This is a genomic window from Pseudomonas parafulva, assembly GCF_000800255.1.
In the GTDB taxonomy this organism is placed as follows: Bacteria; Pseudomonadota; Gammaproteobacteria; order Pseudomonadales; family Pseudomonadaceae; genus Aquipseudomonas; species Aquipseudomonas boreofloridensis.
In genome coordinates, this window is the sequence record NZ_CP009747.1 from 3,032,256 (window position 1) to 3,049,021 (window position 16,766).

Below are 16,766 nucleotides of genomic sequence, written 5' to 3' on the forward strand. Positions count from 1 at the left end.
CCAGGCTGCCAAGATTAGGATCCGCCCGATGCGGGGCGTTAGGCCAAAACTGCCGGTCGATTGCCTGATCCTGTCAGCGTGCAGGATCAGGCAATCGACCGGCAGTATCCGGCTAGCGCTTGGCGTTGCCCAAACCTATGCTGGCCCCGTCCCTGAAGGAATTCGACCATGACCACAGCCCTCGCCGCCCTCGATCCGACCCTGGAGCGCCAGCGTCAGGAACTCGCTGACCTGATCCTGCGGCACGCCGGCGACCCTCATGGACCGCCCTCGGCCATCGAGCAGTTGTACCTGTCACGCTACACCGACAACATCCGCTCCAAGCCCGGACTGGCGCTGCCCGCGCTGTGCGTGATGGCCCAGGGCAGCAAGAGCCTGTTCCTGGGTGATCAGCAGTATGCCTACGACCCCCTGCACTACATGGTGGTGTCGGTGGCCATGCCGATCAGTCGGGTGCGCCTGGACGCCAGCCCGCAACAGCCGGTGCTGGGCCTGCGCATTGACCTGGACGCCGCCGAGATCAGTCAGTTGATCGCCGAAAGCGGCCCGATGCTGGTGCCCAACGTGCAGTCCGGGCTCGGGCTGTACGTGGAGCGCACCGACCCGTCGCTGCTCGATGCCCTGCTGCGCTTGGTGCGCCTGCTCGATACCCCGCGTGATATCCCGATGCTTGCACCGTTGTTTCGCCGCGAGATCCTTTATCGTCTGCTGCGCGGCCCGCAGGGGCATCGGCTGTACGAAATCGCCCTGGCCAACAGCCAGACGCACCGGGTGAGCCAGGCGATCACCTGGCTCAACCAGCATTTTCACTTACCGCTGCGCATCGAGGAGTTGGCCCGGGAAGTGAACCTGAGTACCTCGACCTTGCACCATCGGTTCAAGGCCGTGACCTCCATGAGCCCGCTGCAGTATCAAAAGCAACTGCGCCTGCAGGAGGCGCGGCGGCTGATGATCAACGATGGCCTGGAGGCCGCGGTGGCAGGTTACCGAGTGGGCTATGAAAGCCCTTCGCAGTTCAGCCGTGAGTACAGCCGGCTCTACGGCGCACCGCCGATCCGCGACATGGCGCGCTTGCGCTCGGGTGCCAGCTAGCGGCGAATCAGTAACCGACGGTGAAACGCTGACGCGAATGGGCCGGCTTCTCCAGCTCGTCGATCAGGGCGATGGCATAGTCGGCGAAGGTGATCCAGCTCCTGCCGTCGGCGCCGATCAGCAGATGGTCCAGGCCCAAGGTGTAGCGCCCGCTGCGCTCGCCTTCGACGAATTCGGCCGAGGGCGAGAGGAAGGTCCAGTCCAGCTCCGACGCTTGGCGCAGTGCGTCGAGAAAGCGTACCCCGGCACTCGCTTCGGCCTTGTAGGCGTCCGGAAAGTCAGGGCTGTCGATCACCCGTTGCCCGGACGGCAGCAGCAAACTACCGGCACCGCCGACCACCAGCAGGCGCTTGACCCCGGCGCGCTTGACCGGGCCGATGATTGCCTGGGGTTCGAGGGTGGAGAAATGCGCGGCACTCAACACCGCATCGACGCCGCTGACGGCCGCTTGCAGTGCGTCACCGTCCTTGGCGTCCAGCGCCTTGACCGTGACGCCTGGACGTCCTTGCAGCGACGACGGGTCGCGGGCGATGGCGACCACCTGATGGCCCCGGCGCACGGCCTCTTCCAGCAACTGGCTGCCGGCGCGGCCGGTGGCACCGATGATTGCGATCTTGCTCATGGGAAACACTCCATCAAGGTTGTAAGGGGTTACCACTTCATTTCACCTTTCGCGACCTTGGCGCTGAGCTCGAGCGAGCTTTCATCGGCCAGGTTCGGATAGCGCTGCTTCATGGCTGTGATCAGCGTCGCCGCATCGGTAGCCTTGGCGGTTTCGCTGTCGAAGGCGCGGATGTAATCGGCCGTGAAGCGCACGGCCTCCAGCGAGCGACTGCCCTGTCCCAGGTAATGGCCAGGGATCACCGTACGCGGCGCCAGGTGCTCGATGTGCGCCAGGGTCGCCAGCCAGTCGGTGTGGGATTGGGCTGACTGGGTGTCGGCCATCCATACATGGATGCCCTCGGACACCACCACACCGCCGACCACCGCTTTGATCGAAGGAATCCACACGAAACTGCGGTCCGGCTGCGGCCCATCCAGGCCCATCACTTGCAAGGTCTGACCTTCCAGTTCCAGGCGATCGCCTTGCAGCACGTGCGGCACGATCAGTTTCGCAGGCTTGTCGTTGCCCATCTGCGGACCCCAGTAAGCGAGCTTGGCTTCTCGGGTCTGGCGGATGTGCGCAACGGTAGCGGCGGAGGCTACCACCTTGGCCTTGGGGAAGGCGCGCGTCAGGGTGTCGAGACCGAAGTAGTAGTCCGGATCGCCATGGCTGATGTAGATGGTGGTCAGGCGCTTACCGCTGGCGCGCAGTCGCTGCACCACCTGCTCGGCCTGCGACTTGCCGAATTGGGCGTCGATCAGCACCGCGTCGTGTGCACCGCTGACGATCACCGAGCTGACCGGAAACAGTCCATCGTGGCCGGGGTTATAGACGTCCAGTTGCAGGGCTGGTCCGGCCTGGGCGTACCCAGTCAAGGCGGCGCAGGCCAACAGCAGGGCGCGGAGGAAGGAAAGAACGGACATGCGAAGATCCTGTGAATGAGAAGGATTGCGCACAGCTTAGTTGCCCAATTCGTTACAAAAAATGCGATGCTTGGACATAGTTTGTTTCTAAAATCGAGCGAATCATGGACCGTCTTACCGCCATGCGGGTGTTCGTCAATGTCGTCGATCTCGGCAGCCAATCGGCGGCTGCGGAGTATTTGCAACTGTCCAGGCCGGTCGTCTCGCGTTACCTGGCCGAACTGGAGACCTGGGTCGGCGCCCGCCTGATGCAACGCACCACGCGCAAGCTGAGCCTGACGGCGGCGGGCCAGGAAACCCTGCCGCGCTGCCGGCACATGCTGGAGTTGGCGGGGGATCTGCAAAGCGCCGTGCGTCAGCCCGACGAAGCCCCCCGTGGCGAGCTGCGCATCAGCGTCAGTACCTCGTTCGGCTACGCGCAACTGGCCGACGCAGTCGCCGACTATGTGCAGCGTTATCCCGGGGTGAAGGTGGAACTGCAGATGCTTGACCGTACGGTCAATCTGATCGAAGAGCGCATCGACCTGGCCATCCGCACCAGCAATGACCTGGACCCCAACCTGATCGCACGACGCCTGACCGTCTGCCGCTCGGTGGTCTGCGCCAGCCCCGCCTATCTCAGCGCCCACGGCGTACCCCAGCAGGTCGAGGATCTGGCCGCGCACAATTGCCTGACCCATGCCTACTTCGGCCATGGTGTGTGGCATTTCGAGGTGAACGGGGAGTCGGTGGCGGTGCCCGTGCAAGGCAACATCAGCGCCAACGAGGCACTGACCTTGCAGCGGGCGGCGCAGGCGGGTGCGGGCATCGCCATGCTGCCCACCTATCAGGCCGCCTCGGCCTTACGCAGCGGCGAACTGGTCAATGTGCTGCCGCTGGCGCGTCCACGGGAGCTGAACCTGCATGCGGTGTACACCTCGCGCAAGCACATGCCGGCGACCTTGCGCAGCATGCTGGACTTCCTTGCGCAACGCTTCGGCGACGACTCGGAATGGGACTGCGACTGAGCTGAATACAGGATCATTCAGCAGGAGTGGCAGTGCTCATCTGACCTATGCTTGCAGGTATCCCTGTAAGCATTGCAGGAGGTCGACAAGATGGGCATCAAATCCAGACGCTGCGTCATCGTCCTGGCCCTGGTGGCCGTGGCCGGGCTTTACGCCTCGGCCTATTGGCGCGTCGAACGGCTGCGCAGCCAGCCCGCTAGCGCAGCCAGTTGCAGCCACGCACACTGCATACCGCACACCGCGACCTTGAGCGCCCTCAGGTAGCGCGGCAGTTGCCGCTCACTCCTCGACGCTCATGTACTCCTTGGCCCAGCGGATGTAATCCTCGGGCTGCGTATAGGTGTGCGAAAGCTCGGTGGCGCTGAGGTTCTCGGACTTGTTCTGCTGGCCGCGCTGCAGGCGCAGGCAGTCGTAGGTTGCCTTGATGGCAGCGAAGTACGCCGCGTGACCGTCCACCACGATGCGCACGCCCAGGCGCGCCAGGCGCTCGTCGTCGCGCAGATTGGGGTTGCCGTAGCTGACCAGCATCAGCGGCACGCTCAGGTGCTGGCTGATCTGCTCCAGTTGCTCGAAATCCTTCACGCCAACCATGCAGATGCCATCGGCACCCGCCTTCTGGTAGCTCTGGGTGCGGAAGATGATTTCTTCGGTGCTCAGTACCCCGGCATTGGTACGGGCGATGATCGACAGCGAGGTGTCGACCCGCGCTTCGAGCGCCGCACGAATCTTGCCAACGCCCTCTTCCACGGAAATCAGGTCGGTGGACTTGCGACCGAATTGGGCCGGCAGCAGGGTGTCTTCGATGGTCAGCGCAGCGACACCGGCACGCTCCAGCTCAGTGACCGTGCGCATCACATTCAACGCATTGCCGTAGCCGTGGTCGGCGTCGGCCAGCACTGGCAGTTGAGCGACGCGGCCGATGCGGGTGGCCTGCTCGACGAATTCGCTGAGGGTGATGAGGGCGAAGTCAGGCGCGGCCAGTACCTGCAACGAGGCGACGGAACCACCGAGGATGCCGACCTCGAAGCCCAGGTCGGCGGCGATGCGCGCAGACATGGGATCGAACACGGACGCTGTGTGATAGCACGAACCTGAGGCGAGGAGTTCGCGAAAGGCAAAACGCAGATCTTGGTGGGACGCTTTGGGCATGGTCACTCCGCATGAAGATGGAATTCGAACTGGCTGACTACCGACTCCTGCCGGGAAACACGTTGCCGGGTGTGACGATGATCACAGGCACCATGCAGAGAGTGGAATAGACGGCGTGGGAATACGGCGATGCGGAAACCTGGAGCAATGTGCACCAAATGGGTGCAATCCAGTGTATTTCGGCTGCTTTGATCGCCCACGATATCACGCTGCCCTGATACTCCGGGTGAAAGCAGGTATGCCGATCGCGCATAGGCGATGCAGGTAGTACATAGGAAGCTACCTAACTCAGGTTACACTTTGCGACACGCTCGCCACGGCCACGCACTTTTCATGAAGGCTGGCGACGCGCTTTTCTTCATCACCCGACCAGAAGGTGTGAACCGTGACCGCCGCCCTGCCCCCCGCCGTCTTGCGCAGCGTGCTCAGCGCGCTGATGCTGGCGATTCTTCTCGGTGCCCTGGACCAGACCATCGTCGCTGTTTCCCTGCCCGCCATTTCCGCGCAGTTCAACGACGTGGGCCTGCTGGCCTGGGTGATTTCCGGCTACATGGTGGCCATGACCGTGGCGGTGCCCATCTACGGCAAGCTCGGCGACCTGTATGGTCGGCGCCGGATGATCCTCACCGGCACCGCCGTGTTCACCCTGGCCTCGATCGGCTGTGCCCTGGCGCAGAACATGGAGCAACTGGTGCTGGCGCGCGTGCTGCAAGGCATCGGCGCAGGCGGCATGGTCTCGGTGAGCCAGGCGATCATTGGCGACTTCGTGCCGCCGCGTGAACGCGGGCGCTATCAAGGCTACTTCAGCAGCATGTATGCGCTGGCCAGCGTGGCTGGCCCGGTGCTGGGCGGCTGGCTCACCGCGTATCTGTCGTGGCGCTGGGTGTTCTGGATCAACCTGCCGCTGGGCGTGTGCGCCTGGTGGGTGATCCGCCGCGCGTTGCAGGAAATGCCGGTCAGACGGCGGCAGGCGCAGGTCGACTACCTCGGCGCGCTGTTGCTCACCATCGGGCTGGGCAGCCTGCTGCTGGGCATCACCCTGGTCGGCCAGGGCGCAGCCTGGACCGCACCGGCGGTGCTGGCCCTGTTCGGCTGCGCAGCGCTGGGCGTGTCACTGTTCATCGCCCATGAACGGCGCTGCCCTGAGCCGCTGTTGCCCTTGAAACTGTTCGGCAATCGGGTGGCGGTGTTGTGCTGGTGCGTGATTTTCTTCGCCAGCTTCCAGTCGATTTCTTTAACCATGCTCATGCCGCTGCGCTTGCAGAGCATTACGGGGGCCGGGGCCGACAGCGCAGCACTGCATCTATTGCCTCTAGCCATGGGACTGCCGCTGGGGGCGTTCACCGGCGGCCGCCTTACCAGCCTCACCGGACGCTATAAACCGCAGATTCTGGCTGGCGCGGTACTGATGCCGCTGGCGATCGTCGGCATGGCCCTGACCGCGCCGCAGTCCGCCTGGCTGAGCGGGGCGTTCATGCTGCTGACCGGCATCGCCTGCGGATTGCAGTTTCCCACTTCGCTGGTGGGCACGCAGAGCGCGGTGGACATCAAGGACATCGGCGTGGCCACCAGCACCACCAATCTGTTCCGCTCGTTAGGCGGTGCAATGGGCGTAGCCTGCATGTCCAGCCTGTTGCTGGCGCTGTTGCAGGTCGGCGGATTGCACAGCGTCGGTAATCCTTTGCTCGGCAGCCTCCAAGGTAGCGTGGCCGATGCGTCGAATCAGGCGCACCTGACGCAGACATTCAGCTATCTGCTGCTGGCCAGTGCAGGGGTCGCGGTGCTGGGGCTGGTCGCGGCGCTGGTATTGCCGGATCGACAGCTGCGCGGTCATGACTGAGAGCGCATCAGGATCGATAATCTCCCGTTAATCCTGCGGGGAAAGACTTCCTCACAAAGCTTCACAAAGTCTTATTTGCGCAGCGCGGGGCTCAAGCGCAGCATATCCAGCCCTGCATCGACCCATTTGTCCGCATCGCGCAACAGCTCGAAGCTGTCCGGCAGTAGCAGCCAGCGCCCGATCAGACCGTCGATGTAGGCAAACATGGCGATGGCCGCCCGCTCGGTATCCAGATCGACGGGTAACTGGCCGCGCCGAGCGGCATTGGCCAAGGTTCTGCTGATGCCATCGTGGCATTCGGCGACAGCCTGCTGCCGTTGCTGGCGGATTTCACACATTTCATCGGTGAACTCGCACTTGTGATGCAAGATCTCATTGATGCGCCGGGTCCGGGCGTCGAGCACCAGCTCGCTGAACACTTGCACCAGCAGTTTGCGCATGCAGCCGAGCGGGTCGGGTTCGTCCTCGCTCTCGCCAGCGCGTGCCAGGTGGTCATGGGTTTCGTGCAGGCTGTCGAGCAGCGCCTGCACCAGGTCGGCTTTGTTGCTGAAGTGCCAGTAGATCGCACCGCGGGTCACGCCGGCGATCTCGGCGATATCGGCCAGAGTGGTACGAGCGACGCCACGCTTGTAGAAGGCGCGCTCGGCCGCGTCGATGATCTGCGCGCGAGTCTCCTGTGCTTCCTCTTTGGTACGACGAACCATGGCAGCTCAACCTCATCAGAACCCCACGCGATGGGCGCGCGGGTTGTACCGGGCGCGCCTCTGCAGGGCGGGTCCCGAATGCATTGATTACGTATTGCGGTAGTAGCCTGATACCACCACCGCGCTATTTACAAACAACCATGAATGTAAGTATATTCGTTAGTAAGCTACTTATCCACCGGATAGCGTTTTTTCTGACAACACTCTTCCACTATTCTTGAGCTCCCCCTGCTCCTGCGACCCGAGGATCCTCATGCACTTCAAGCCAGCCGTTACCGCCCTGGTATCCGCCGTCGCCTTGGCCACCCTGCTCAGTGGCTGCAAGAAAGAAGAGGCCCCGCCTGCCGCGCAGACGCCTCAGGTCGGCGTCGTCACCTTGCAGCCCCAAGCCTTCACCCTGACATCGGAACTGCCGGGGCGTACCAGCGCCTACCGCGTGGCCGAAGTTCGGCCACAGGTCAACGGCATCATTCTCAAGCGCCTGTTCAAGGAAGGCAGCGACGTCAAGGAAGGGCAGCAGCTCTACCAGATCGACCCTGCGGTGTACGAAGCCAACCTGGGCAATGCCCAGGCCAACCTGCAGGCCACGCGCTCGCTGGCCGGTCGCTACAAGCAGTTGATCGATGAGCAGGCGGTGTCCAAGCAGGAATACGACGACGCCAATGCCAAGCGTCTGCAGGCCGAGGCCACGCTCAAGAGCGCGCAGATCGACCTGCGCTACACCAAGGTACTGGCACCGATCAGTGGCCGCATCGGGCGCTCGGCGGTCACTGAAGGCGCGCTGGTGAGCAATGGCCAGAGCAATGCCCTGGCCACTATCCAGCAACTCGACCCGATCTACGTCGACGTTACCCAGTCCACCGCGGAACTGCTCAAGCTGCGCCGCGACCTGGAGAGCGGGCAGTTGCAGAAAGCCGGCGAGAACGCCGCCAAGGTCCAGCTGATTCTCGAAGATGGCAGCACGTTCGCGCGCGAAGGTCGCCTGGAGTTTTCCGAGGTCTCGGTCGACGAGTCCACCGGTTCCGTGACCCTGCGCGCCGTCTTCCCCAACCCGGACCACACGCTGCTGCCAGGCATGTTCGTGCATGCGCGCCTGCAGGCTGGGGTCAACGCCAATGCGATCCTGGCGCCCCAGCAAGGGGTGACCCGCGACCTCAAGGGCGCGGCCACCGCGCTGGTGGTGAACCAGGACAACAAGGTCGAACTGCGCCAGCTCAAGGCAACCCGCACCTTGGGCAACGAGTGGTTGGTCGAGGACGGCCTGAAGGCAGGCGACCGCCTGATCACCGAAGGTCTGCAGTACGTGCGTCCAGGTGCCGAGGTCAAGGTCAGCGAGGCCACCAACGTCAAGAAGCCGGGCAGCCCTGACCAGCCCAACTCGGCGAAAGCAGACGCCAAAGCGGAGTAAACCATGTCGAAGTTCTTTATCGATCGCCCGATCTTCGCCTGGGTGATCGCCTTGGTGATCATGCTGGTCGGGGCCCTGGCAATCCTCAAGCTGCCGATCAACCAATACCCCAGCATCGCGCCGCCGGCCATCGCCATCGCCGTGACCTACCCCGGCGCCTCCGCGCAGACCGTGCAGGACACCGTGGTGCAGGTCATCGAGCAGCAGCTCAACGGCATCGACAACCTGCGTTACGTGTCCTCGGAGAGCAACTCCGACGGCAGCATGACCATCACCGCGACGTTCGAGCAGGGCACCAACGCCGACACGGCGCAGGTCCAGGTGCAGAACAAGCTGAACCTGGCCACGCCCCTGCTGCCACAGGAAGTACAACAGCAAGGTATCCGCGTCACCAAGGCGGTGAAGAACTTCCTGCTGGTGATCGGCCTGGTGTCCGAAGACGGCAGCATGACCAAGGACGACCTGGCCAACTACATCGTCTCCAACATGCAGGATCCGATCTCGCGTACCGCCGGTGTCGGTGACTTCCAGGTGTTCGGTGCACAGTACGCCATGCGTATCTGGCTCGACCCGGCCAAGCTCAACAAATACCAGATGACCCCGGTGGACGTGCGCACGGCCGTGACCGCGCAGAACGTCCAGGTGTCCTCAGGGCAACTGGGCGGCCTGCCTGCCATGCCTGGCACCCAGCTCAACGCGACCATCATCGGCAAGACCCGCCTGCAGACCGCCGAGCAGTTCGAGAAGATCCTGCTGAAGGTCAACAACGACGGTTCGCAGGTGCGCCTGGGTGACGTGGCCAAGGTTGGCCTGGGCGGCGAAAACTATGCCGTCAGCGCCCAGTTCAATGGCAAGCCGGCCTCCGGATTGGCAGTCAAGCTGGCTACTGGCGCAAACGCCCTGGATACCGCCAAAGCGCTGCGCAAGACCGTGCAGGACCTGGAGCCTTTCTTCCCGCCAGGGGTCAAGGCGGTGTTCCCGTATGACACCACCCCGGTGGTCACCGAATCGATCAGCGGCGTGATCCACACCCTGATCGAAGCGGTGGTGCTGGTGTTCCTGGTGATGTACCTGTTCCTGCAGAACTTCCGCGCCACCATCATCACCACGATGACCGTACCGGTGGTCCTGCTGGGCACCTTCGGCATCCTTGCCGCAGCGGGTTTCAGCATCAACACGCTGACCATGTTCGCCATGGTGCTGGCCATCGGCTTGCTGGTGGACGACGCCATCGTCGTGGTGGAAAACGTCGAGCGGGTGATGTCCGAGGAAGGGTTGCCGCCCAAGGAGGCGACCAAACGCTCGATGGAGCAGATCCAGGGCGCCCTGGTGGGTATCGCCCTGGTGCTGTCGGCGGTACTGCTGCCCATGGCCTTCTTCGGCGGTTCCACCGGGGTGATCTACCGGCAGTTCTCCATCACCATCGTCTCGGCCATGGGCCTGTCGGTGCTGGTGGCACTGGTCTTCACCCCGGCGCTGTGCGCAACCATGCTCAAGCCGCTGAAAAAAGGCGAGCACCATACCGCCAAGGGTGGATTCTTCGGTTGGTTCAACCGCAACTTCGATCGCAGCGTACAAGGCTATGAACGCAGCGTCGGCGGCATCCTGCGCAACAAGATCCCGTTCCTGTTGGCCTACGTGTTGATCGTGGTGGGCATGATCTGGCTGTTCATGCGCATCCCCACCGCATTCCTGCCCGAAGAAGACCAGGGCGTGCTGTTCGCCCAGGTGCAGACGCCGGCCGGCTCCAGTGCCGAGCGCACCCAGGCGGTGGTCGACCAGATGCGCGAGTACCTGCTCAAGGACGAAGCCGACACCGTGTCGTCGGTGTTCACCGTGACCGGCTTCAACTTCGCCGGCCGCGGCCAGAGCTCGGGCATGGCCTTCATCATGCTCAAGCCCTGGGGCGAGCGCTCGTCGGAGAACAGCGTCTTCAATCTGTCGACCCGTGCGCAGCAGCACTTCTTCGGCTTCCGCGATGCGATGGTATTCGCCTTCGCCCCGCCTGCGGTACTGGAGCTGGGTAACGCAACCGGCTTCGACGTCTTCCTTCAGGACCGTGCTGGTGTCGGCCACGAGAAACTCATGGAAGCGCGCAACCAGTTCCTCGCCAAGGCCTCGCAGAGCAAGATCCTGGCCGGGGTACGCCCGAATGGCCTGAACGATGAACCGCAGTACCAACTGATCGTCGACGACGAACGCGCCAGCGCTTTGGGCGTGACCATCGCCGACATCAACAACACCCTGTCGATCGCCCTCGGCGGCAGCTACGTCAACGACTTCATCGATCGCGGTCGGGTCAAGAAGGTGTACATCCAGGGTGAAGCCAATGCCCGCATGAGCCCGGAAGACCTGCAGAAGTGGTACGTGCGCAACGGCAAGGGCGAAATGGTGCCGTTCTCCTCCTTCGCCAAGGGTGAATGGACCTACGGCTCGCCGAAACTCTCGCGCTACAACGGCGTGGAAGCGGTCGAGGTGCTCGGTGCACCGGCGCCTGGCTACAGCACCGGTGAGGCGATGGCCGAGGTCGAACGCATCATTGGCGAGTTGCCAAGCGGTGTGGGCTTCTCCTGGACCGGCATGTCCTACGAGGAAAAACTCTCTGGCTCGCAGATGCCCGCGCTGTTCGCCCTGTCGCTGCTGTTCGTGTTCCTCTGCCTGGCAGCGCTGTACGAAAGCTGGTCGATTCCGATCGCCGTGGTCCTGGTCGTGCCCCTGGGCATCATCGGTGCGCTGATCGCCACCAGCTTGCGCGGCCTCTCCAACGACGTCTACTTCCTGGTCGGCCTGCTGACCACGATCGGCCTGGCGGCGAAGAACGCCATCCTGATCGTCGAGTTCGCCAAGGAGCTGCACGAACAGGGCAAGAGCCTGTACGACGCGGCAATCGAGGCGTGCCGCATGCGTCTGCGCCCGATCATCATGACCTCGCTGGCGTTCATCCTCGGCGTGGTACCGTTGACCATCGCCAGCGGCGCAGGCTCGGGCAGTCAGCATGCCATCGGTACCGGCGTGATCGGCGGCATGATCAGCGCAACCGTGCTGGCGATCTTCTGGGTACCGCTATTCTTCGTCGCTGTGTCGTCGCTGTTCGGCAGCAAAGAGCCGGAACACGACTTCACCCCTGAAACTCCACGTAATGAGGCTGGGCAATGACCAAGTCTTTGCTGTCCCTGACAGTCACCGCGTTCATTCTCGGCGGCTGCTCGCTGATTCCCGATTACAAGACCCCGGACGCTCCGGTGCCCGCGCAATGGCCGCAAGGCCCGGCCTACTCGCCGACCGAGTCGGCCGACGTGGCCGCCGCCGAGCAGGGCTGGCGCCAGTTCTTCAACGACCCGGCGCTGCAGAAGCTGATCCAGACCGCGCTGGTCAACAACCGCGACCTGCGCGTGGCGGCGTTGAACATCGACGCCTACCGTGCGCAGTACCGCATCCAGCGCGCCGACCTGTTCCCGGCGGTGTCGGCCACCGGCAGCGGCAGTCGCCAGCGGGTGCCAGCGGACATGTCGCAGACTGGCAGCTCGAACATCAACAGCCAGTACTCGGCGACCCTCGGGGTCAGCGCTTACGAGCTGGACCTGTTCGGCCGCGTACGCAGCCTCAGCGAGCAGGCCCTGGAAATCTACCTGTCCAGCGAACAGGCACGGCGCTCCACGCAAATCAGCCTGGTGGCCAGCGTGGCCAATGCCTACTACACCTGGCAGGCCGATAAGGCGCTGCTGGTGCTGACCCAGGACACGCTGAAGAACTACGAAGAAAGCTTCAACCTGACCCGTCGCAGCAACGAGGTGGGGGTGGCGTCAGCGCTCGACCTGAGCCAGGCGCGCACCGCCGTCGAAGGCGCACGGGTCAAGCTGTCGCAGTACCAACGCCTGGTGGCGCAGGACCTCAACAGCCTGACCGTGCTGCTGGGTACCGGCGTGCCGAGCGATCTGCCGGCTCCGCTCAAGCTCGATGCCGACCAGCTCGCCCAAGTGCCGGCAGGCCTGCCGTCGGACCTGTTGCAACGCCGGCCTGACATCCAGGAAGCCGAGCACCAGCTCAAGGCCGCCAACGCCAACATCGGCGCGGCGCGCGCGGCGTTCTTCCCGAGCATCAGCCTGACCGCCAATGCTGGCACCCTGAGCCCGGACATGGGCGGCCTGTTCAAGGGCGGCTCGGGCACCTGGCTGTTCCAGCCGCAGATCAACCTGCCGATCTTCAATGCCGGCAGCCTGCGCGCCAGCCTGGACTACTCGAAGATCCAGAAGGACATCAACGTCGCCAAGTACGAAAAGACCATTCAGACGGCCTTCCAGGAAGTCTCCGATGGCCTGGCGGCACGCAAGACCTTCGAGGAACAGTTGCAGGCCCAGCGCGATCTGGTGGCCGCCAACCAGGACTACTACCGCCTGGCCGAGCGCCGCTACCGCATCGGTATCGACAGCAACCTGACCTTCCTCGACGCCCAGCGCAACCTGTTCAGTGCCCAGCAGTCGCTGATCAGCGATCGTCTGTCGCAGTTGACCAGCGAGGTCAACCTGTACAAGGCCTTGGGTGGTGGCTGGTACGAGCGCACCGGTCAGGCCAATCAACAGGCTTCGATGCAGGCGCCCAAGGGCTGAGTGATCAGCCCTCGACACAGAGCCCACCCTCGCGGTGGGCTTTTTGTTGCCCGGTTGTCAGCGACCGCCTGCCGCCTATGACAGCGGTTCGCCGCAGCGCTGTCTGCGCGTCGATGCCCTGACGCGCTGGAGCGCAACAATACGTTCGATTACCGCCCCGTTCCGCTCGACACGAATTGCCTGGCGCCAAGCCCATCACGCACCATCGGCTACGCAACGTTGCACAAATTCTCAAGAAAAGCGTCGACCTATGGGCACTCCCGTAGGGCCTCGGCTCGCCCAATAAAAACAAGAGATCCAAGACAGATGAGCATTCTGCAACCTGCACGCCCGTTGCTGCCGGGCCTTCTGGCCCTGTCCTGCACCCTGCCCGCCTTCGCTGACGACGGCGGTTTCGCAGAGGATGCCAAGGCCACTCTCAACCTGCGCAACTTCTACATCAACCGCAATTTCGTCGATCCGGCCAGAGCTCAGGGCAAGGCCGAGGAATGGACGCAAAGCTTCATCCTCGATGCCCGCTCGGGCTTCACCCAAGGCACCGTCGGCTTCGGTGTCGATGTGCTGGGGCTGTACTCGCTCAAACTCGATGGCGGCAAAGGCACGGCCGGTACGCAACTGCTGCCGGTGCACGACGATGGCCGACCGGCGGATGACTTCGGTCGCCTGGGCGTGGCGCTGAAGGCGCGGGTTTCGCAAACCGAACTCAAAGTCGGTGAGTGGATGCCGGTATTGCCGATCCTGCGTTCGGACGACGGCCGCTCGCTGCCGCAGACGTTCCGCGGCGGTCAGATCACCTCCAAGGAGATCGCCGGCCTGACCCTCTACGGCGGCCAGTTCCGCGGCAACAGCCCGCGCAATGATGCCAGCATGGAGGATATGGCGCTGTTCAGCCGCCCTGGCTTCACCTCCGACCGCTTCAACTTCGCCGGCGGCGAGTACAGCTTCAACGACAAGCGCACCCAAGTCGGGCTGTGGCATGCCCAGCTCAAGGACATCTACCAGCAGCAGTACCTCAACCTGATCCACAACCAACCCCTGGGCGACTGGACCCTGGGCGCCAACCTGGGCTACTTCATCGGCAAGGACGACGGCGCCGCCCGCGCCGGCAGTCTGGACAACCGCACGGCGTCGGCGATGCTCTCGGCGCGCTACCAGGGCCACACGTTCTATGTCGGCCTGCAGAAGGTCAGCGGCGACACCGAGTGGATGCGGGTCAACGGCACCAGCGGGGGCACCCTGGCCAACGACAGTTACAACGCCAGCTTCGACAATGCCAAGGAGCGCTCCTGGCAGGTCCGTCACGACTTCAACTTCGCCACCGTCGGGATCCCTGGGCTGACCCTGATGAACCGCTACATCAAAGGCGACAACGTACAGACCGGCACGGTCACCGATGGCAAGGAATGGGCGCGGGAAACCGAGCTGGCCTACGTCATCCAGTCCGGCACTTTCAAGGACCTCTCGCTGCGCTGGCGTAACTCCAGCATGCGCCGTGACTTCAACACCAACTCGTTCGACGAGAACCGTCTGATCATCAACTATCCGTTGAGCTTGCTCTGACAGGCGCGAAATCGCTACAGCGAGGCGCAAGCAGGCTATTCTGATGGGCAGCACTCACTTGTCCGAAAGGCGACAAGGGACCCTGCCCTGATGGAGGCACAACCATGAAGACCCTCGTCGAACACCTGAGTCAGTACGCGGCCTACCACCGTGACCCGCGCAACATCACCACCCACTTCGTCGGCATTCCGCTGATCGTGCTGGCGGTCAGCATCCTGTTGTCCAGGCCCGGCTGGAGCGTGGCGGGCCTCTGGTTGTCTCCGGCATTGCTGGTCGCGGCGGCGTCGGTGTGGTTCTACTTGCGCCTGGACCTGCGCTGGGGGCTGCTCATGGGCGCGTTGCTGGGGCTGTGCCTGTGGGCAGGGCAATGGCTGGCGCAACAGCAGACCGGCCTGTGGCTGAGCATTGGCCTGGGCCTGTTCGTGGTGGGCTGGATGATCCAGTTCATCGGCCACGCCTACGAAGGACGCAAGCCAGCCTTCGTCGACGACCTGAGCGGCCTGATCATCGGGCCGCTGTTCGTGGTGGCGGAATTGGCCTTCATGCTTGGCCTGTGCCCCGACCTGAAACGCGCCGTGGAGGCCAACGCCGGGCCGGTGGCGATACGCCGCAAACCCGCAGCGGCGTAACCGTTCACTGGCGTCGGCTGGCAAGCACGCCTGGCCGGCGTTGCGCCCTACTCGCGCGATTCGACGCCCAGCTCGTCCCACACCGACTCGGCCAGGTGGAACGTGGCATTGGCCGCCGGAATGCCGCAGTAGATCGCGCTCTGCATCAGCACTTCCTTGATTTCCTCACGGGTCACGCCGTTGTTGGCGGCCGCGCGCAGGTGCAGCTTGAGTTCGTCATTGCGGTTCATGCCGATGAGCATGGCGATGGTGATCAGGCTGCGGGTGTGGCGCGGCAGCCTTGGGCGGGTCCAAATGTCGCCCCAGGCGTGCCGGGTGATCATTTCCTGGAACTCGCCGTTGAAGTCGTTGAGCTTCTCCAGACTGCGGTCCACGTGGGCGTCGCCCAGCACCGCGCGGCGCACATGCATGCCGGCGTCGTAGCGTTGTTTTTCGTCCATCGGGCGCTCCTCAGCGGGCCAGCAGAAAGTCGAGCACGCGCCGGCTGAACGGCTCGCCGACCTCGACGTTGGACAGGTGCGCGGCCTGGAAGCCAGCGTACTGCGCGCCCGCGACATGCGCCTGGATGAACTGCCCGCCCGACGGTGGCGTGACCGCATCGGCTTCGCCGGAAATCACCAGCAGCGGCACCGCGATGGCGCCCAACTGGTCACGGAAATCGGCATCGCGCACGGCCGCGCAATTGGCCGCATAGCCTTGCGGCGAAGTGCTGGCCAGCATCTCGGTGATGCGTGAAACCTGCTCGGCATGGGCCGCCGACCACGCCGGCGTGAACCAGCGCTCGATGGAGGCATCGCGCAGGCCACGCATGGCCGCCGCGCCGTCTCGCAGCACCGTTTCGATGCGCGGGTTCCAGGTGTCCGGCGAGCCGATCTTCGCCGCCGTATTGCACACCACCAGGCGCAGCAGGCGCTCACCGGCATGAATGCCCAGCCACTGGCCGATCAACCCGCCCATCGACAGGCCGCAGAAGTGCGCGCGCTGGATGTTCAGGCCATCGAGCAAGGCCAGCACATCACGGCCCAGTTGTTCGATGCTGTACGGGCCTTCGGTGACCTGCGAGTCGCCGTGGCCGCGGGTGTCGTAGCGCAGCACGCGAAAATGCTGGGTCCACAACGGCATCTGGGTGTCCCACATGTGCAGGTCGGTGCCCAGCGAGTTGGACAACACCAGCACCGGGGCATGCTCGGGGCCGTCGAGTCGGTAGTTCAGTACGCCATCGGGCAGTTGCAAATGCGCCACA

At 63.9% G+C, this 16,766-nt stretch carries 15 protein-coding genes; 9 read left to right on the top strand and 6 right to left on the bottom strand.

The genetic code is table 11. The annotated features are described in order from the left end of the window. Nucleotides 1–168: 168 nt before the first annotated feature. The gene (locus NJ69_RS13050; RefSeq protein WP_039579648.1) at nucleotides 169–1,092 is read left to right on the top strand and encodes an AraC family transcriptional regulator; all 924 of its coding nucleotides are present in this window, start codon (nucleotides 169–171) and stop codon (nucleotides 1,090–1,092) included. Between the two features lie 7 nt (nucleotides 1,093–1,099). Here NJ69_RS13050 and NJ69_RS13055 read toward each other — a convergent pair whose 3' ends face one another. After that, the gene (locus NJ69_RS13055) at nucleotides 1,100–1,714 is read right to left on the bottom strand and encodes an NAD(P)-dependent oxidoreductase (protein ID WP_029612883.1); all 615 of its coding nucleotides are present in this window, start codon (nucleotides 1,712–1,714) and stop codon (nucleotides 1,100–1,102) included. Between the two features lie 29 nt (nucleotides 1,715–1,743). Then, a complete protein-coding gene (locus NJ69_RS13060; protein WP_039579650.1) occupies nucleotides 1,744–2,619 on the bottom strand; it encodes an MBL fold metallo-hydrolase in 876 nt (291 codons plus the stop codon). 104 nt (nucleotides 2,620–2,723) lie between these two features. On the opposite strand from NJ69_RS13060, the gene NJ69_RS13065 reads away from it, so the two are divergent. Both NJ69_RS13065 and NJ69_RS22770 read left to right on the top strand, forming a co-directional pair. After that, nucleotides 2,724–3,626 (top strand): LysR family transcriptional regulator, encoded by a 903-nt coding sequence (locus NJ69_RS13065; protein WP_039579653.1) that lies wholly within the window; start codon nucleotides 2,724–2,726, stop codon nucleotides 3,624–3,626. A 90-nt stretch (nucleotides 3,627–3,716) separates the two neighbouring features. Further along, complete coding sequence (locus tag NJ69_RS22770; protein ID WP_167335972.1) at nucleotides 3,717–3,890, top strand: hypothetical protein; 174 nt, start codon at nucleotides 3,717–3,719, stop codon at nucleotides 3,888–3,890. Nucleotides 3,891–3,905: 15 nt separating this feature from the next. Here the strand turns inward: NJ69_RS22770 and NJ69_RS13070 are convergent, their stop codons facing one another. Further along, nucleotides 3,906–4,775 (bottom strand): isocitrate lyase/PEP mutase family protein, encoded by an 870-nt coding sequence (locus NJ69_RS13070; protein WP_039579656.1) that lies wholly within the window; start codon nucleotides 4,773–4,775, stop codon nucleotides 3,906–3,908. Between the two features lie 385 nt (nucleotides 4,776–5,160). On the opposite strand from NJ69_RS13070, the gene NJ69_RS13075 reads away from it, so the two are divergent. After that, a complete protein-coding gene (locus NJ69_RS13075) occupies nucleotides 5,161–6,615 on the top strand; it encodes an MDR family MFS transporter (protein WP_039579658.1) in 1,455 nt (484 codons plus the stop codon). A gap of 71 nt (nucleotides 6,616–6,686) precedes the next feature. On the opposite strand, the gene NJ69_RS13080 is transcribed toward NJ69_RS13075, so the two are convergent. Beyond that, complete coding sequence (locus tag NJ69_RS13080) at nucleotides 6,687–7,319, bottom strand: TetR family transcriptional regulator (protein WP_029612890.1); 633 nt, start codon at nucleotides 7,317–7,319, stop codon at nucleotides 6,687–6,689. 253 nt (nucleotides 7,320–7,572) lie between these two features. Between NJ69_RS13080 and NJ69_RS13085 the strand changes: the two genes are divergently transcribed. The 5 genes from NJ69_RS13085 to NJ69_RS13105 all read left to right on the top strand — a co-directional run bounded on the left by NJ69_RS13085 (nucleotide 7,573) and on the right by NJ69_RS13105 (nucleotide 15,523). Then, entirely contained in the window at nucleotides 7,573–8,727 is a 1,155-nt protein-coding gene (locus tag NJ69_RS13085) for an efflux RND transporter periplasmic adaptor subunit (protein WP_039579661.1), read from the top strand. 3 nt (nucleotides 8,728–8,730) lie between these two features. Beyond that, nucleotides 8,731–11,883 (top strand): multidrug efflux RND transporter permease subunit TtgB, encoded by a 3,153-nt coding sequence (ttgB, locus tag NJ69_RS13090; protein ID WP_039579664.1) that lies wholly within the window; start codon nucleotides 8,731–8,733, stop codon nucleotides 11,881–11,883. Continuing rightward, entirely contained in the window at nucleotides 11,880–13,334 is a 1,455-nt protein-coding gene (locus NJ69_RS13095; protein ID WP_039579666.1) for an AdeC/AdeK/OprM family multidrug efflux complex outer membrane factor, read from the top strand. The genes ttgB and NJ69_RS13095 overlap by 4 nt, the downstream gene beginning before the upstream one ends. Before the next feature lie 306 nt (nucleotides 13,335–13,640). After that, a complete protein-coding gene (locus tag NJ69_RS13100) occupies nucleotides 13,641–14,894 on the top strand; it encodes an OprD family porin (protein ID WP_039579669.1) in 1,254 nt (417 codons plus the stop codon). A gap of 104 nt (nucleotides 14,895–14,998) precedes the next feature. Further along, nucleotides 14,999–15,523 carry a DUF962 domain-containing protein gene (locus tag NJ69_RS13105; RefSeq protein ID WP_039579671.1) on the top strand — a complete coding sequence of 175 codons (525 nt, stop codon included), beginning with the start codon at nucleotides 14,999–15,001 and terminating at the stop codon, nucleotides 15,521–15,523. A gap of 47 nt (nucleotides 15,524–15,570) precedes the next feature. Here the strand turns inward: NJ69_RS13105 and pcaC are convergent, their stop codons facing one another. Together pcaC and pcaD are read right to left on the bottom strand one after the other, a co-directional pair. Beyond that, nucleotides 15,571–15,963, bottom strand: coding sequence for a 4-carboxymuconolactone decarboxylase (gene pcaC, locus NJ69_RS13110; RefSeq protein WP_039579674.1), 393 nt, complete (start codon nucleotides 15,961–15,963; stop codon nucleotides 15,571–15,573). A gap of 10 nt (nucleotides 15,964–15,973) precedes the next feature. After that, a complete protein-coding gene (gene pcaD, locus NJ69_RS13115; protein ID WP_039579676.1) occupies nucleotides 15,974–16,765 on the bottom strand; it encodes a 3-oxoadipate enol-lactonase in 792 nt (263 codons plus the stop codon). Between the last annotated feature and the right edge of the window lies 1 nt (nucleotide 16,766).

Excerpts from the sequence above, each read along its gene's own strand:
- NJ69_RS13105 (WP_039579671.1), top strand. The coding sequence starts at position 14,999 with ATGAAGACCCTCGTCGAACACCTGAGTCAGTACGCGGCCTACCACCGT.
- ttgB (WP_039579664.1), top strand. The coding sequence starts at position 8,731 with ATGTCGAAGTTCTTTATCGATCGCCCGATCTTCGCCTGGGTGATCGCC.
- NJ69_RS13065 (WP_039579653.1), top strand. The coding sequence starts at position 2,724 with ATGGACCGTCTTACCGCCATGCGGGTGTTCGTCAATGTCGTCGATCTC.
- NJ69_RS13070 (WP_039579656.1), bottom strand. The coding sequence starts at position 4,775 with ATGCCCAAAGCGTCCCACCAAGATCTGCGTTTTGCCTTTCGCGAACTC.
- pcaC (WP_039579674.1), bottom strand. The coding sequence starts at position 15,963 with ATGGACGAAAAACAACGCTACGACGCCGGCATGCATGTGCGCCGCGCG.
- NJ69_RS13080 (WP_029612890.1), bottom strand. The coding sequence starts at position 7,319 with ATGGTTCGTCGTACCAAAGAGGAAGCACAGGAGACTCGCGCGCAGATC.
- NJ69_RS13060 (WP_039579650.1), bottom strand. The coding sequence starts at position 2,619 with ATGTCCGTTCTTTCCTTCCTCCGCGCCCTGCTGTTGGCCTGCGCCGCC.
- NJ69_RS13100 (WP_039579669.1), top strand. The coding sequence starts at position 13,641 with ATGAGCATTCTGCAACCTGCACGCCCGTTGCTGCCGGGCCTTCTGGCC.
- NJ69_RS13085 (WP_039579661.1), top strand. The coding sequence starts at position 7,573 with ATGCACTTCAAGCCAGCCGTTACCGCCCTGGTATCCGCCGTCGCCTTG.
- NJ69_RS13095 (WP_039579666.1), top strand. The coding sequence starts at position 11,880 with ATGACCAAGTCTTTGCTGTCCCTGACAGTCACCGCGTTCATTCTCGGC.
- NJ69_RS22770 (WP_167335972.1), top strand. The coding sequence starts at position 3,717 with ATGGGCATCAAATCCAGACGCTGCGTCATCGTCCTGGCCCTGGTGGCC.
- NJ69_RS13055 (WP_029612883.1), bottom strand. The coding sequence starts at position 1,714 with ATGAGCAAGATCGCAATCATCGGTGCCACCGGCCGCGCCGGCAGCCAG.
- NJ69_RS13050 (WP_039579648.1), top strand. The coding sequence starts at position 169 with ATGACCACAGCCCTCGCCGCCCTCGATCCGACCCTGGAGCGCCAGCGT.